General features: G+C 48.4%; 13 protein-coding genes and 1 pseudogene. 8 read left to right on the top strand and 6 right to left on the bottom strand.

The window, feature by feature from the left end:
- The first annotated feature begins 56 nt into the window (after positions 1 to 56).
- The 7 genes and pseudogenes from KO512_RS15585 to KO512_RS15560 all read left to right on the top strand — a co-directional run bounded on the left by KO512_RS15585 (position 57) and on the right by KO512_RS15560 (position 6,130).
- On the top strand, positions 57 to 542 hold the full coding sequence (locus KO512_RS15585) for a TRAP transporter small permease (RefSeq protein WP_215953278.1): 486 nt from the start codon (positions 57 to 59) through the stop codon (positions 540 to 542).
- On the top strand, positions 539 to 1,846 hold the full coding sequence (locus KO512_RS15580; RefSeq protein WP_215953277.1) for a TRAP transporter large permease: 1,308 nt from the start codon (positions 539 to 541) through the stop codon (positions 1,844 to 1,846). Before KO512_RS15585 ends, KO512_RS15580 begins: the two co-directional genes overlap by 4 nt.
- A 172-nt stretch (positions 1,847 to 2,018) precedes the next feature.
- A pseudogene (locus KO512_RS20230) lies at positions 2,019 to 2,276 on the top strand (transposase); the annotation flags it as partial.
- A gap of 461 nt (positions 2,277 to 2,737) precedes the next feature.
- Positions 2,738 to 3,637 (top strand): delta-class carbonic anhydrase, encoded by a 900-nt coding sequence (locus KO512_RS15575; RefSeq protein ID WP_215953276.1) that lies wholly within the window; start codon positions 2,738 to 2,740, stop codon positions 3,635 to 3,637.
- Between the two features lie 262 nt (positions 3,638 to 3,899).
- Positions 3,900 to 4,481 (top strand): hypothetical protein, encoded by a 582-nt coding sequence (locus KO512_RS15570; protein ID WP_215953275.1) that lies wholly within the window; start codon positions 3,900 to 3,902, stop codon positions 4,479 to 4,481.
- Positions 4,478 to 5,662 carry a DUF2157 domain-containing protein gene (locus KO512_RS15565; RefSeq protein WP_215953274.1) on the top strand — a complete coding sequence of 395 codons (1,185 nt, stop codon included), beginning with the start codon at positions 4,478 to 4,480 and terminating at the stop codon, positions 5,660 to 5,662. The genes KO512_RS15570 and KO512_RS15565 overlap by 4 nt, the downstream gene beginning before the upstream one ends.
- A gap of 258 nt (positions 5,663 to 5,920) precedes the next feature.
- Positions 5,921 to 6,130 (top strand): cold-shock protein, encoded by a 210-nt coding sequence (locus KO512_RS15560; protein WP_126159703.1) that lies wholly within the window; start codon positions 5,921 to 5,923, stop codon positions 6,128 to 6,130.
- 79 nt (positions 6,131 to 6,209) lie between these two features.
- Here KO512_RS15560 and KO512_RS15555 read toward each other — a convergent pair whose 3' ends face one another.
- From KO512_RS15555 to mrcB, 3 genes are all read right to left on the bottom strand, one after another.
- Complete coding sequence (locus KO512_RS15555) at positions 6,210 to 6,893, bottom strand: Crp/Fnr family transcriptional regulator (RefSeq protein ID WP_215953273.1); 684 nt, start codon at positions 6,891 to 6,893, stop codon at positions 6,210 to 6,212.
- A 129-nt stretch (positions 6,894 to 7,022) separates the two neighbouring features.
- The gene (locus tag KO512_RS15550; protein ID WP_215953272.1) at positions 7,023 to 7,625 is read right to left on the bottom strand and encodes a tetratricopeptide repeat protein; all 603 of its coding nucleotides are present in this window, start codon (positions 7,623 to 7,625) and stop codon (positions 7,023 to 7,025) included.
- Between the two features lie 4 nt (positions 7,626 to 7,629).
- On the bottom strand, positions 7,630 to 9,975 hold the full coding sequence (gene mrcB, locus KO512_RS15545; RefSeq protein ID WP_215953271.1) for a penicillin-binding protein 1B: 2,346 nt from the start codon (positions 9,973 to 9,975) through the stop codon (positions 7,630 to 7,632).
- A gap of 19 nt (positions 9,976 to 9,994) precedes the next feature.
- On the opposite strand from mrcB, the gene KO512_RS15540 reads away from it, so the two are divergent.
- Positions 9,995 to 11,650, top strand: a complete 1,656-nt coding sequence (locus KO512_RS15540; RefSeq protein WP_303493271.1) for an AAA family ATPase — start codon at positions 9,995 to 9,997, stop codon at positions 11,648 to 11,650.
- 18 nt (positions 11,651 to 11,668) lie between these two features.
- Here KO512_RS15540 and KO512_RS15535 read toward each other — a convergent pair whose 3' ends face one another.
- From KO512_RS15535 to KO512_RS15525, 3 genes are read right to left on the bottom strand one after another with little or no spacing between them, the layout of a single operon-like run.
- A complete protein-coding gene (locus tag KO512_RS15535) occupies positions 11,669 to 12,430 on the bottom strand; it encodes a heme ABC transporter ATP-binding protein (protein ID WP_436792280.1) in 762 nt (253 codons plus the stop codon).
- Positions 12,427 to 13,416, bottom strand: a complete 990-nt coding sequence (locus KO512_RS15530) for a FecCD family ABC transporter permease (RefSeq protein WP_215953269.1) — start codon at positions 13,414 to 13,416, stop codon at positions 12,427 to 12,429. The genes KO512_RS15535 and KO512_RS15530 overlap by 4 nt, the downstream gene beginning before the upstream one ends.
- Positions 13,416 to 14,222 (bottom strand): energy transducer TonB, encoded by an 807-nt coding sequence (locus KO512_RS15525; protein ID WP_215953268.1) that lies wholly within the window; start codon positions 14,220 to 14,222, stop codon positions 13,416 to 13,418. Before KO512_RS15525 ends, KO512_RS15530 begins: the two co-directional genes overlap by 1 nt.
- Positions 14,223 to 14,236 lie beyond the last annotated feature (14 nt).

The raw sequence follows: 14,236 nt of genomic DNA, 5'->3' as shown, positions 1-14,236 counted from the left end.
AAATTCACTCTAGGTTAAATACTTAACCTAGAGTATTTAATTACTGGCTATACATCATGTCAAAAAACACCTTTTCACTTGAATCTTGGTTAGGCATTATTGCCTTAGCATCTATTTGCGTCATCAGTTTGGCTAACGTATTAGTACGTTATACAACAAATGCTTCTTTTGCTTTTACTGAAGAATTCTCAGTATTTCTAATCGTTATATTGGCTTTTTCCGGCGCCGCAGTTGCTGCAAAAAGTAATGAGCATATTCGTATTACTCTATTAGAAAAACATTTGGGCCTAACAGGTCGACGTATTATCTATGTTATACAGTGGCTGGGCAGTCTTATCGTGCTTAGCTTAATTGTTTGGTATGGAGGCTTATTAGCTTATCAAGAGTTTACGTGGGAAACAACGTCACCCGGTTTAGGTTACCCTACTTGGATCTACTTAATTTGGTTACCGTTACTTTCCGTTGCTATTATTTTTCGTAGCACTCAGAACTTAATCAGCCGCTTAAAGATGGATGATTATTCAGAAGAGGCGCAGCAATGAGCCCTGATTTATGGATGTTAGTTGTTTTCGGGGCGTGTTTATTCCTAGGTATGCCCGTCGCTTTTGCATTAGGGTTAGGCGGCGCAACAGGTATAATCACCGGATTATCCCCTGATATGTTGGCAACTTTAGGTACGAATACTTATAACAGTGTAGCTAAATACCCACTGATTGCTATTCCGTTATTTATTTTAACGGGGCTTATATTTGAGCGAGCAGGGGTTGCAGCAAGTTTAGTTAACTTAGCGCAATCATTAATTGGCCGTCGCTATGGTGGATTGTCCTTAGTGGCGGTTCTAGTCTGCTTAATAATGGGTGGTATGAGTGGATCTGGGCCTGCCGATGCGGCAGCTGTTGCTATGGTAATGTTGCCAAGTATGACCAAAGCAGGATATCCCCGCCCTTTTTCAGCGTCTTTAATTGCTGCGGCCTCTTCCACCGCTATTCTTATTCCGCCTTCCATTGCGTTAATTTTATACTCGGTAATGATTCCTGGTTTGGATTTACGAGCTTTATTTGCAGCAGGTTTATTTCCAGGGTTATTAGCCGGTGCATCTTTATTAATACCAGCCTATATTTTATCAAAAATAAATGGTTGGGAAGCACCTGATGCTGAACCTGATGCCGAACGTCTTTCCATTAAAGAAAGTTTTATCAAAGCTATTCCGGCCTTATTAGCACCCGTAATTATTTTAGGGGGACTACGTTCCGGGTTATTTACACCAACAGAAGCTGCCGTGGTTGCAGTAACCTATGGTCTATTTATTGGCGCGTTTATTTACCGTTTGCTAACACTATCTAGCCTGTTATCAATATTTAATGAAGCCGTTAAAATTTCAGGTATAGTATTGCTAATTATTTCTTTAGCTGGAATTTTTGCCTGGGCAGGCACGACCTTAGGCACATTTACACGTTTAGCTGAGGCCATTCTTTCCGTTTCAGATAACTCATTAACGTTACTACTTTTGGTTATGCTACTTGTGCTATTAGCAGGTATGTTACTGGATGCTATTTCTATCTATTTGATTCTCACACCGATCTTAGTACCTCTAATGAGTCATTTTGAATGGAACCCCATTTGGTTTGGTATCCTATTAGCCATGAATATCGCTATTGGTCAATTTACCCCACCTGTCGCCATTAATTTAATGGTAACTACGAAAGTGGCTAATATACGCTTAGAGCAGACCTTTGGTTGGGCGTTGCTGTTTATGGTGACTATGTTCAGTGCTTTATTATTGATTATATTTTTCCCACAAATCGCATTATGGTTACCACAATACCTAGGGTATTCAATAACGTAATAAATGTCGCAACTCCGTGAGCCACTCGCTGCTAAAGCGAGTGAGCTACCAAGAAAGCCGCCTAGGCTCAACGGACACCAACGCACATCACAGAGGTAAAAAATCTGCTGCATAATGGAGAGCGCTTTACCTTAGCGAATGGCCTGATTGCTTCCACTTATTAAAAAATGCGCCAAACAAGGTGTGTCTTCTCAAAAAACACCCGAGAATAAACAAGCAAACTATCCGAACGGAATACATAAAAGCCAGCATTCGAGCGAAAGTGGCGCACCCATTTCGGATCATAAAGCGACAGTTTGGCTTTAGAAAGGTCATCTATCGCGGCTTAGAGAAAAATGATAACAAACTGGCGATGCTGTTTGCCTTAGCCAATGTGTTTAGAATTGACCAGATGATACGAACCGCAAGGGATCCGTTCAAAATCACCTAAACAAGGCTGAATGAGCTTATTTAGAGGCTAAAAGTACTAAAATAGATGTGATATAGCAATTTTTGACCGAGTGAAGGAAACTGTTTGTTTTGCGACTTCTTAATCGTAGTTTCCCTAAAACTTAGCTGACACAGAATATTGAACAGCCTCGTTTTGCGATTCACCATTTTATAGCATCGAACAATAACCATTATCCCTATGCGCTTTAGGCTCCAATACATATTAATCAATCATTATTTTCACTGACTAAAAATGTCATAAAAATGTATTACTTCGCCTCTATTATTGAATTTTAAGGCAACTCAATATAAAAATATTTAACTTTAACTTCGACTAATAACTAACAAATACAATCAACAATTATGCTACCCTCCTCCACTGATTCAGTGCTCGCCTTTAAACAATGGCCCTGATTCTTACAACAAACAGCGATGTCCGTTATCACACTAGGGATTATAAAAATGAAAATAAAATTAGTAACCATCTTAGTCGCCGCGGCTTTATTGCCGATGCATGCCGGTGCCAAAGAGAGCAGCCATGACACTCATGCGGATTCTCACGCATCAGCTCATCATCATGCAGCCGTCTCTGACAGTGTTATCGCAGCACAACGGGCGAAACTTGCAGAAAATACGGCGGGTAAAGGATTTGGCCCTCAATCACCTCGCGATATTGATGACATGGCCGGCAAAAACCCTCGCACCTTTAGCGCGGCACCGCCAGCGGCCGAGATGAATCTGTGTAACATCCATTTTCATAAGAATGCCGAACATAAAGGTGGCGAATTTACCCAGTATGCAGGCAATGGTGACGGCCATGGCTACCAAAGCGGCTACAAATACTCTGGCACCCTCAGTGCTGCCGAACTAAAGCCCGTCGGACATGATATCTGCCCAAGCAAACACGGTGCACTGAGTTCAGGCGATACCATTGAAGTGCATTATGTCCACTCCACTGCCAAAGTTAATCCGGGCCCTACCTTAGGTTCATGCCTGAATGATGCGATTAAAAACCCTCAGCTACGGGTAGAAACCCAGGTCTATGTGCTGGTAAATGATGACAACGCTCTCGATTTCGCCGATCTGGCCCTATACGCGAGAAAGCAAAACTTAAACCAAGCCATGAACGTCCCAACCAATACCGGCACGCCGGTTCAATATGCAGGATCAACGACTGGTCCGGGTTATAACGAAGTAGGTTCACCACTCCAGGTCACTTGGAGCGTACGACCTAAAGTCGCTAAAGTTAATATTGAGACGGTTGGCCAATGGTGTGAAGGCAATGTTTTCGACGAAGATCACGCCCACGGTGTCAGAAACTTAGTCACCAACCCAGCGCTTCTTTCCACCATCAGTCAGTAAATTATTAGCGCGTTTCAAACAAAGCTAATAAGCCCTCGGCCGAAGATGACCTTTTAGCCGAGGGTGTCCTATACCCAGTGACAAACTCGATAGCCTCTGTGACAACCCGACTCTCTTTCGCTTTATCGCCCATGCCAGCGAGATAACACATCTTCTTCATTAACCACAAAACAAACACCGACCGCTAACGACACCCTAAGCAATTGTGCTGATATACTGCTTGTAATAACAATATCGCCAGCACCATCAAGGGACACTCGGGATGAAGAGCTTTCTACGTGACAACCCCACCATCGCCTTTGGCCTAGGGCTGCCTTTACTGCTGGTGACACTGTTCCTGCTGGCATCTGGCTTACCGACCTTACTGGTTGCGCCACCCCAAAATGACTTACTGTTCGCCACGGAGTACGTTAACGATCAGGGAGGTCTGCAAATTGCGGTTATCAACCGTTCCGTTCAGTTGATTGATCAGGGAAGCCGCACCAACGATCACAAACCTAGAATCTGGCGCTACGATGCCAAAACCGGCGCGGTGCAGGAGATAGCCTTCGTACTCCCTCGATCTCATTCTAAAAAAACACCGTCCGTTCGCACCAAACCCCAACGTATCGACCTGCCTGATCTACAAGGGGTCAACGTTGATTCATCCAGTATTGCGTCAGACGGTTACGAATTTATCCTCAATAAGCGAGCCTCATCTAGCCTGTTCGGCGGACTCTTTTATTCATCGGGTTATCGCTACGGCGCAGCACTGAGTAAAAATGGACGTCACATTCCCCTGCCAAGTATTACTAATCAATACTACCGCGGACGCACTCACTTCATCGGTTGGGTATTACCATGATGATGTTATTGGTATTTCTCATTATTATTCTGCTGCTGGGTAGCGCGATCTGGTGGCCATTATTAGCCGGGCTATTTGGCGCCGCGAGTGTGACCAATAAAGCTGGCGCGCTAACCCATATAGCCCAGCTCATGAAAACTTACGACATCCGCCCCGAGGAAATTGGCACAGCATTAGATACTCACGTCATGGTGCCGGCCGATAACCGTAGTAAAGGCGATATTCTGCGAACCCTACTGGCTTACTTAGGGGGGATTTTTATTCTCGCCGGCATCAGCACCTATATTGGCATGTTCTGGGATAGCATGGGCAGTACAATGCGAATTTTAACGACCCTAGGTGTCGGTTATATTCTGCTAATTGTGCTGATATCGGCTCTCTATGAACGCAAGTACCCACGGCTTATTCTTCCCCTAACGCTTGCCTCCGCAGCCATGATGACCAATGGTTGGTTTGTGCTAATTCACGAACTCTATCCTCAAGGCGATAATTGGCGTGAAGCGGTACTCTGTGTGTTCGCCGTCATGGCCATACATCAATGGGCAATATTCTATAAGTCTCGCCGGACGGTATTGCTATTTACCGGACTATTTTTCAGCTACGGCTGTTTAAATGCGGGCTTAGAGCTACTCGGCTTAACCACCGCTTATATTGCCATAGCACTAGGAAGCTCCCTTTTTATCATTGCCACCGCACTAGAAAAAACATCCCATAAAACGCTGACGGAACCGGCATTATTAATTGCTATTTGTTGGCTTAACAGCGGTTTGTTTAATCGTATCGACCTGTTTACCGCGACCAATTGGGCCTGTTTAATCGTCGGGGGATGCGTCATCTCCACAGCCTATGGCATATATAAGTCAGGACGCTATCCACGCCTTGTCATCCTCGGTTATTTCTTAGGCTCAGTCATGGCCTATAGTGGTTTGTTCGACTTGCTACAGAACACCTCTGTCGAACTCCTCTTCTTAGCCATTACAGCAACAGGACTTTATGCCTCGGTGGTGCTGCAAAGTCGGGCGCTGCTGCTAACGAGCGTTATTGCTATGCTCGGCTTTATTGTCTATTTCTCAGAAAAATACTTTGCAAATTCACTAGGCTGGCCCGCAACGCTGGTGCTGCTTGGCATTATCTTCCTCGGCATTGGCGCCATCGCCATCAAACTAAAACGAAGTATCTGACTGACTTAGCGTGTAAAGCAGCCAAAGATCCGAACGACCAAGAACGATAATGAAAACAAAAGAATAAATAGATAGACACGCCCAGAACAACGCTATATAGTGGTTACCAGCTAGAAAGAATTCTCATATTTACATCCTACATTTCGTTGTTTTATTCGTAACACCACGTCCTGCAGTTTCTAAGTCTCAGTCTATATTTTGATGCCATAAAGCCTATAAAAGGCACTACTCTTATATAAATCTCAGGATACTACTATTATGTCTACTACAACTACCGGTACAGTTAAATGGTTCAACGAAACTAAAGGTTTCGGTTTTATTGAACAAGAATCTGGCCCAGATGTTTTCGCTCACTTCAGCGCTATCGTTAGCGATGGTTTCAAAACACTGACTGAAGGTCAGCGTGTTGAATTCGTTGTTACCAATGGCCAGAAAGGCCCACAAGCAGAAAACATCGTTGCTATCTAATCAATAGCGGCTACTAAAAAAGGGCAAACCTCTCGGGGTTTGCCCTTTTTTATGCTCTAACGATAATAAGCATTAACCATCAATGACCAAATTCACGCAGCCCCTGCAGGTCATGCACCACCACATCAGCGCCCTTTACATCAATCAACCCTTGCGTCTTCATCTCTTTCATCAAGCGGGAAAACGTTTCCGGCTGCATACCCAACTGCGATGCGATCAACTGTTTAGCCATCGGCAACTGTATCGTACACTGCGATTCGGCAGGGTCAGGCGCTAAGCCAAACATATAGTTTCCTAGCCGGTGACGGGTATTTTGCAGAGTCAGGGTTTCGATCTCGGTGATACGCCGATGTAGCTTAACCGCCATACTGCCCATCACTTTCAGCGCGCTCTGCGGCGCGGCCAGCATCATCTCTTTATACAGCTTATTCGGAATCACCATTACTTCACAGACACCCATCGCCATTGCGTTCAGGGGATAACGTACCTGATCCATAAACATTAGCGCCTCCGCAAAAGCACCGCCGGTTTTGATCACCTCGATCACTTTAGTTTGCCCATCCGGTGACACGCGAAACAGATTAATACTGCCTTTCAAAACGACATAAAAGCTGGCGGCCACATCGCCTTGATGAAATAGGGTTTCGTCATTTTTAAGCTCAACGACACGACAGCGCTGCTGAAGTACTTCACGCGCCGCCTCCGTCAATGCGGAAAAAAGAAAATGTTCTCGCAGCGTTACCTGCAATTTAGACTCTGACATTACCACCCCGCCACTAAAGACTCACAGTATATCGTTCAAGAAAAATAGATCACGGCAAGCCGCTAAGCGGTACCCATACCGCTTATCATCATGGCTCACCATTCCATTGAATAAAAACGAGATACTCAATCAGTAAGTGTTCGCTTTCGCACGCGCATCGGCGGCGCCCTGATGATCGCCTCCTTCACTGCGAATATCGGCGATTAGAATCCAAAACTTGCGCTCCTGCGCTGTTTGTCCCCGCGCTAGAGTCAACCCTTTCAGCGCTAACTGTTCTGCCTGTAGATACTGCCCCTGCTGACGGCGTAGATCCGCTAATTGAAAATACACCTGCGGATCACGTGGCGCGATCCGTTGAGCCCGCTCAAGGCTACTTTGGGCGGTGCGATATTCACCCTGCTGTTGCTGCTGCTTAGCCCCATCAAGTAATGCCACAACCGCTGGATTGCTATTCGATACGACTGAGGCAGGATTATTAGGCATAGGTACCGCTGCAGGCACTGATTCAGACACCGACCCAGACACCGCAGGCGTCACCACCGTAAATCCTTGGCTGGTATCGACGGGGGTCGATACGGCGCTTTGCACGCCGGTATTCTGATCCACCACTACATTTTTCCCAGCATCCGAACGGTCTTCGACAATTGGATTGATATTAGCATTGCCACCGGTACAGCCCCCTAAGAACGAGGCTAAAATCAGCCCAAGGCCCGCTACTCTTACTTTTTTCATCTATTTATTCCGCTCTAAACCAACGTTTGAAAGCATCAAACGGGTTATTGATAACATTATCACCGCAGCCCGATGACTCTTTAGGTTCGGTACCTGCAATAAACGGTAACTGCCGAGCTCCGTCACAGCCTTCGCCTGACATCAAACCGGTGGCATCCTCGACCCAATGATACTGGATATTCTCCGGCCTTTCTGCGACAAATGGCTGAGGATGAGCCTGAACCATAAATTCAGTCCAAACACGCAGCGCACCACTGCTACCCGTCAACGGCAGCGGCTTATTATTATCCAACCCAAGCCAAACGACCGCCAAACGATCACCAGCAAAGCCTGCAAACCAACTGTCCCGCTGGTCATTCGTGGTGCCGGTTTTACCCGCCACCGTTAAGCTTGGCGGTAAACGACTATACACCGAACGAGCCGTCCCCTCGCGGACCACCTCCTGCAACGCATACTGAATCAGATGCATGGGGCCAGCACCTACCGTTTGCTGAATATGAAATGGATAGCGAGACAACTCTTCATTACGGCTATCCGTCACCATGCGGATGGCTCGCATCGGCACCTGAAAGCCATTGCCTGCAATCGTCTGATAAAGCTGCGCGACTTCTAGCGGCGACAGCGCCGTAGAACCTAACAACATCGAAGGATACTCTTTGATCTCCCGCTGCAGCCCGAGCCGCTTGAGCATATCGACCACCTTAGCGGTGCCAATCTCAAGCCCTAGCCGGGCGGTCGACTGATTATAAGAGTGCGATAATGCACGGTGCAATGGCACCGGCCCATGACTAGTGCGACCATAGTTTTGTGGCCGCCAGACATCACCGTTAGGCAATTTCACCGCGATCGGCTTATCTTCTATGATTGACGCAAGGGTATAACCCTCCTCCAGTGCCGCCAGATAGACCGCAGGCTTTATCAACGAGCCTATCGGACGCTTCGCATCCAGCGCCCGATTAAACCCTTGATACCGAGTTTTACGTCCACCAACGACCGCCAGCACCTCACCACTGAGAGGGTTACTGACCACCATGCCGCCTTCCAACGCCTTGATCGATGCACCATAGCGCTTCTGCAGCGTTGCCGTCACCTCAACCAAACTATCCTCTGCTCGTATCTGAGCAATCGGATCCAGCGCGGTAAACACTCGTAAACCTTCACTATTGAGTGCCTCTTCAGGATACTCTTCCCGCAGCTGCCGTTTGACTAGATCCAAGTAAGCCGGATAGGCTCCTTTCTGCAAACTCTGCTGCTTGACCACACCCAGTGGCTGCTGTTCCGCCTGAGCTCGCTCTTCTGCGGTAATGCTACCCTGTTCTTGCAACACCCTAAGCACTAGATTACGACGCTCCTTCGCCCGCTGAGGGTGGCGTCTAGGATCATAAAAAGAGGGGCCTTTAACCATTGCCGCCATCAACGCCACCTGATGTAATTTCAGTTCGCGAATCGGCTGTGCAAATAGATACTGACTGGCTAGACCAAAACCATGAATCGCTCTTGATCCCTCCTGCCCCAGATAAACCTCATTGAGATACGCTTGCAGAATCTCATCCTTGCTGTAATGCAGATCCAGCAAGATCGCCATCGGAATTTCAGCCAATTTTCGGCTTAAAGAGCGTTCAGAGCTCAGATAAAAGTTTTTAATCAACTGCTGCGTCAGCGTGCTGCCACCCTGCACAAATCGGCCCGCTTTAATATTAACCACCATCGCCCGAGCGATGCCCCGCAGAGAGATACCATGATGGCTATAATAATTGCGGTCTTCGATGGCAATCAACGCATCCGCAAGATGCGGTGGTGCTTCCGATAGCTGGATCAGATCACGATCTTCATTGTCTTTGGGGTAAATACCGCCAATCAATACCGGCTCCAACCGCGCCAACGGTAACGAATTGCCAGACGCATCACGAATACGGCTGACAGTAGCACCATTAAAGTCGATCAATAACTTGCGCGACCGCTCCTGCCCATCGGGAAAGTCAAAACCCCGCGTAAAGACCCGAACACGGCTGGAAGCCCACTCGGCACTTCCCGGTTGCGTCGCGCGTGAAGTAAATTGATACCCTAAGCCTTTCAACTCTATTTTCAGGTCATCACGACTCAGCGGTTGGCCCGGAAACAGCTCCAATGGCCGAGCGTACACTTTCGCCGGCAACGCCCAGCGCTTACCCTCAAATTTAGCCCGTACCTGTGCATCAAGATAAACTAACCCAACGGCAGCAATAACCGTCATTACCAAGGTTAACTTAAGCATTAATACCAACAGCCGACGCTTCCAAGACGCCTTTTTCGGCGCCGTTTTACGACTCTTTTGGGCACGGGATGCTGCTGCCCCTCTCTTTTTTGCCATGGGCTACGTATAATCCTCTGTGAATTCCGGCAATGACCTACTGAAACTGCATACTGACTTTATGACTCAAGAACTGATCACCGCCCTGTCCAACTCTAGCCATTACCCGCATCCGACCCATGATATACGGGTGATTGAGACGCATATCTCTTGGGTAATCCTGACGGGGGAAGTCGCCTATAAAATCAAAAAACCGGTTAATTTCGGCTTTCTCGATTTTACCAGTCTAGAGAGTCGCAAACACTATTGTTCTGAAGAACTACGGTTGAATCAGCGTTTAGCGCCGGATATCTATCAACAGGTGGTCGCTATTTGCGGCACGCCCACCAACCCTAAACTAATTGATGTGCAATTAACCACGGCTGAACCGGTTTCAGTCGCCATCAATGACAACTCAGACAACATACAAACGGACAGCCAAGAGGTGCCGTTTGAGTATGCCGTAAAAATGCGGCAGTTTGATGATTCTTTGCGATTAGATCGATTACTACTGAATCACGCCCTACTACCCGCTCACATTGATGAACTCAGTCAGCAGATTGCAGATTTCCATTTGCGGGTGCCTCATGCCACCACCGACGGGCCTTGGGGAGAGCCGGACACCATCTGGCAGTTGGTCAGCGATAATTTTAGCCATACCAGTGAGCACCTCGACACCCTCGATGACTGGATGGAACTGCAACAACTCGCTTATCAAGTCAGCCAACAGTTTCGCAGCCTCTTGTCAAAATTTGAGCAGCGCAAACGCGAAGGAAATATCCGCGAATGCCATGGTGACCTACATCTAGCGAATACCACCCTGCTAGAGGGTCAGGTTAGGCTGTTTGATTGTATCGAGTTTAACCTTGAATTTCGCTGGATCGATACCATCTGTGATCTCGCTTTCCTGCTGATGGATCTCGAAGCCAACGAACAACACGCGCTATCCCACCGTTGCCTTAACCGCTATCTGGAAATCACCGGTGATTACGATGGCACACAACTACTGAATTTCTATAAAGGCTATCGGGCGATGGTGCGCGCTAAGGTCGCGATGATCGGCGCGGAACGCGATCTGACCGAGTATCGACGCTATATCAAACTTGCCTTAAGCTATGCCAACAAACCCTCTCCTGTGCTGTTTTTAATGCATGGGGTATCAGGCAGTGGCAAAAGTTATTTGAGTCAACAGCTTCTCGAACGCAGTGGCGCCATCCGCATACGTTCAGATGTTGAACGCAAACGATTGCATCGGGAGTTCAACCTTAAGGGCGAAAACCTCGAGATGTATGGTAATGAGATGAATGTACACACTTACAACCACCTCAAAGCCCTAACTCGAAAACTACTCACCGCCGGCGAAACCGTCATCGTAGACGCTACCTTTATTCGCGAAAGAACACGTAACAACTACCATAAAATGGCCCAAAAACTCGGGATTGAGATGCGTATTATCGCCTGCTATTGCGAGCAGAACACAATGGAAAAGCGCTTAGAGATTCGCCAAGAAGAAGGTATTGACCCCTCCGATGCCGATGTCACTATTATGCGCCAGCAACAAGAGAGTAAACAGTCATTACAAGACGATGAGCTCGCTTACAGCTACCGGATTAATACCCTTGGCGACCAAGCCATCCACCAGCTATGTGATCACATCAGCCAAGACCCGCTAATCGATGTACCGCTAATCCCCTGAGCCGCCTAATCAGTGACTTTATGATATTAAACCACTGACAAACACCGGCTGGGGATCACTGACCACCTGAGTCACGGCAGCACCATAGAGCTGACTCAGGTTGATAGCCGTCATCACCTTGGCAACCGATCCAACGCCAAACATCCGCCCCTGTTGCAATAAGACCACCTGATCAGCCAACTGCGCGGCAAGATTTAAGTCATGCAGTACACAGCAAACCGCCACCCCACGCTGGGCTACCGCCCGAACACGCTGCAACAAGAGTTGTTGATACTTAAGGTCCATCTCACTCACCGGCTCATCGAGCAATAAAACCTGACACTCCTCACCGACCTGCGCCAATACACGAGCCACTTGCACCCGCTGCTGTTCACCTCCTGACAGCGAGGTATAGTCTCGCAGGGCTAGCGACTGTAACTCAAACTGAGCCAAACAGTCGCTGACGCGAACAGCGGTTAAGTCAGAAGGCAGCATCAACGGATAACACCCCAAGGCAACAACCTCTTCCACCCGAAAAGGGAAATTAAGCGGCTGCTGCTGGGTATACATCGCCATAAAGCGCGCTCGCAGCTGAGGGTCGATCTCACTGACTAACTGTTCATTGAGACTCACAGCACCACTATCTGCTGACTGCAGTCCTGATAACAGCCCTAACAACGTCGACTTGCCCGCGCCATTCGGCCCTAACAACACGGTAATTTCACCGGGACGCAGCTCTAAACTAATATCCTCAAGTAAGGTTTTAGCGCTACGTTTCAGGCAGATCCCTGACGCCTTCAACATACTCGCAACTCCCGCTTACGGCGCGTTAACAACAGCAAAAAAAACGGCCCACCCACCAGCGCAGTGACAATACCCACCGGCAACTCTGCAGGGGAAACCAATAACCGCGAAATAATATCCGCCAAGGTTAGCAAAACAGCCCCCAACAACGCAGACAACGGCAACAAACGACGATTATCCGGACCGGTTAACAACCGCACAAGATGAGGCACCACCAACCCAACAAAGCCAATAATACCGGTCAACGCCACCACCGCCCCAACACCAAGCGCAATCAACAGTATCATTGCCCGCTTACAGCGTATGACATCCAGCCCCAGTAGACTCGCCTGCTGCTCCCCTAAGAGTAACAGATTGAGTTTCTGTCCATAGCGCGGCAACAGCCATAACACCGGCACGGCAGCCACCAGCAGCACCAACAGATCCTGCCAGCGACTATGATTCAGACTGCCCAGCATCCAGAAGCTTAACTGTCGCAGCTGCTGATCGCCCGCCAGATATTTCAAACCACCAAGCCCTGCTAGCGCAATCGCATTGATGGCGATCCCACAGAGCAGCATATTGGTCACAGACACCCCCTGTAACGTCACCGATAACCTTGCGACCAATAGCGTGGTTAATACACCACCAACAAACGCAGCCAGCGGCAGCATTAGCCCACCCAACAGATACACTGAACTGCCCAGCAACACCATCATCACCCCCGCACTAAGCGCAGCACCGGCAGAAATACCAATCAAGCCGGGATCGGCCAAAGGGTTACGGAACAACGATTGAGCTGCGGCGCCCGTAATAGCTAACAATCCACCGGCTAACAACGTTAGCAGTAAACGGGGCACCCGCAATTGCCAAAACACCTGAGCTGCCACCGACTGATCAAAAATCGTCGTCAAATCCAAGGATACCGGCCCGGTTAGCAGTGAAACCAGCATCACTAGCGGCAACAACCCTGCTAACCCTAAGACAACCTTGCGATGACTCATCAATGTTTCTCCAATACAAAGTCAATGGGCACACGCACATAGGAGGCTACCGCTACGCCGTTTTGCCGTGCCGGCACAAACTGCCAGCGCTGAACCGCTTTCTGCGCGGCCCGATCAAGCAGAGCAGAGCCCGAGCTGCGCTCCACACTCAACGCCGTTACTGCGCCTTGTCGGTCGATCATAACGTGCAACAACACCCGCCCTTCAATCCCCCGCTTACGCGCCAAACGAGGATATTTTGGGGGCTGCGGCGGCGTCAGGTATTGCGGTTGCGACTGATATAACGGCGCACCTTGCGACCCTAAATCGTCGGGTGATACCGGCTTAATTTCTGAAGTATTCACCTGATTCGCCGCATTATTAATAACCGGTTTCGCCTGCGACACCGGCTTTTCTATGACCTGCTGCGCTAATGCCGCTTTATCTAAAGTCGCTTTTTCCGAAACAGGTATGGCGCTATGTACAGGCTTTGATGGTTTAAGCCGGGGCTGTTCCTTTACCTGCTCGCTTTGCTGCTCGATGCTCTCAAGCTTAGGCTGAGTAACCGCATGAGCGGGCTGAACGATACTCTGTTCAGAGGGTTTATTATCAAGTTGATCAGGTACGCTCTGAGTTGCAGCGACATCTGCAGGCTCGATCGGGCGATCATTCACAACCGCATTCGCCGCATCTATATGACTATCTGAAGCCGCTGCACTGACACTGACAGTCAACATCTGTCCTCCGACATACGGCGCTTGCGTTGATAACAGCCAGCCGCCGATCAAAGCTGCGTGGGCAACCGCCGACACAGCAATGGTTATCATCAAAATACGCCACT

This window comes from Amphritea atlantica (assembly GCF_018860855.1).
Lineage (GTDB): Bacteria > Pseudomonadota > Gammaproteobacteria > Pseudomonadales > Balneatricaceae > Amphritea > Amphritea atlantica_A.
Note: the sequence above shows the minus strand (reverse complement) of the source record. Positions and strands in the feature narration are given on the sequence as shown.

Bases quoted from the DNA above. Each gene is read 5' to 3' on its own strand.
- KO512_RS15560 (WP_126159703.1), top strand. From the start codon at position 5,921: ATGTCTACTACAACTACCGGTACAGTTAAATGGTTCAACGAAACTAAA.
- KO512_RS15550 (WP_215953272.1), bottom strand. From the start codon at position 7,625: ATGAAAAAAGTAAGAGTAGCGGGCCTTGGGCTGATTTTAGCCTCGTTC.
- KO512_RS15585 (WP_215953278.1), top strand. From the start codon at position 57: ATGTCAAAAAACACCTTTTCACTTGAATCTTGGTTAGGCATTATTGCC.
- KO512_RS15555 (WP_215953273.1), bottom strand. From the start codon at position 6,893: ATGTCAGAGTCTAAATTGCAGGTAACGCTGCGAGAACATTTTCTTTTT.
- KO512_RS15570 (WP_215953275.1), top strand. From the start codon at position 3,900: ATGAAGAGCTTTCTACGTGACAACCCCACCATCGCCTTTGGCCTAGGG.
- mrcB (WP_215953271.1), bottom strand. From the start codon at position 9,975: ATGGCAAAAAAGAGAGGGGCAGCAGCATCCCGTGCCCAAAAGAGTCGT.
- KO512_RS15525 (WP_215953268.1), bottom strand. From the start codon at position 14,222: ATGATAACCATTGCTGTGTCGGCGGTTGCCCACGCAGCTTTGATCGGC.
- KO512_RS15580 (WP_215953277.1), top strand. From the start codon at position 539: ATGAGCCCTGATTTATGGATGTTAGTTGTTTTCGGGGCGTGTTTATTC.
- KO512_RS15530 (WP_215953269.1), bottom strand. From the start codon at position 13,416: ATGAGTCATCGCAAGGTTGTCTTAGGGTTAGCAGGGTTGTTGCCGCTA.
- KO512_RS15565 (WP_215953274.1), top strand. From the start codon at position 4,478: ATGATGATGTTATTGGTATTTCTCATTATTATTCTGCTGCTGGGTAGC.
- KO512_RS15575 (WP_215953276.1), top strand. From the start codon at position 2,738: ATGAAAATAAAATTAGTAACCATCTTAGTCGCCGCGGCTTTATTGCCG.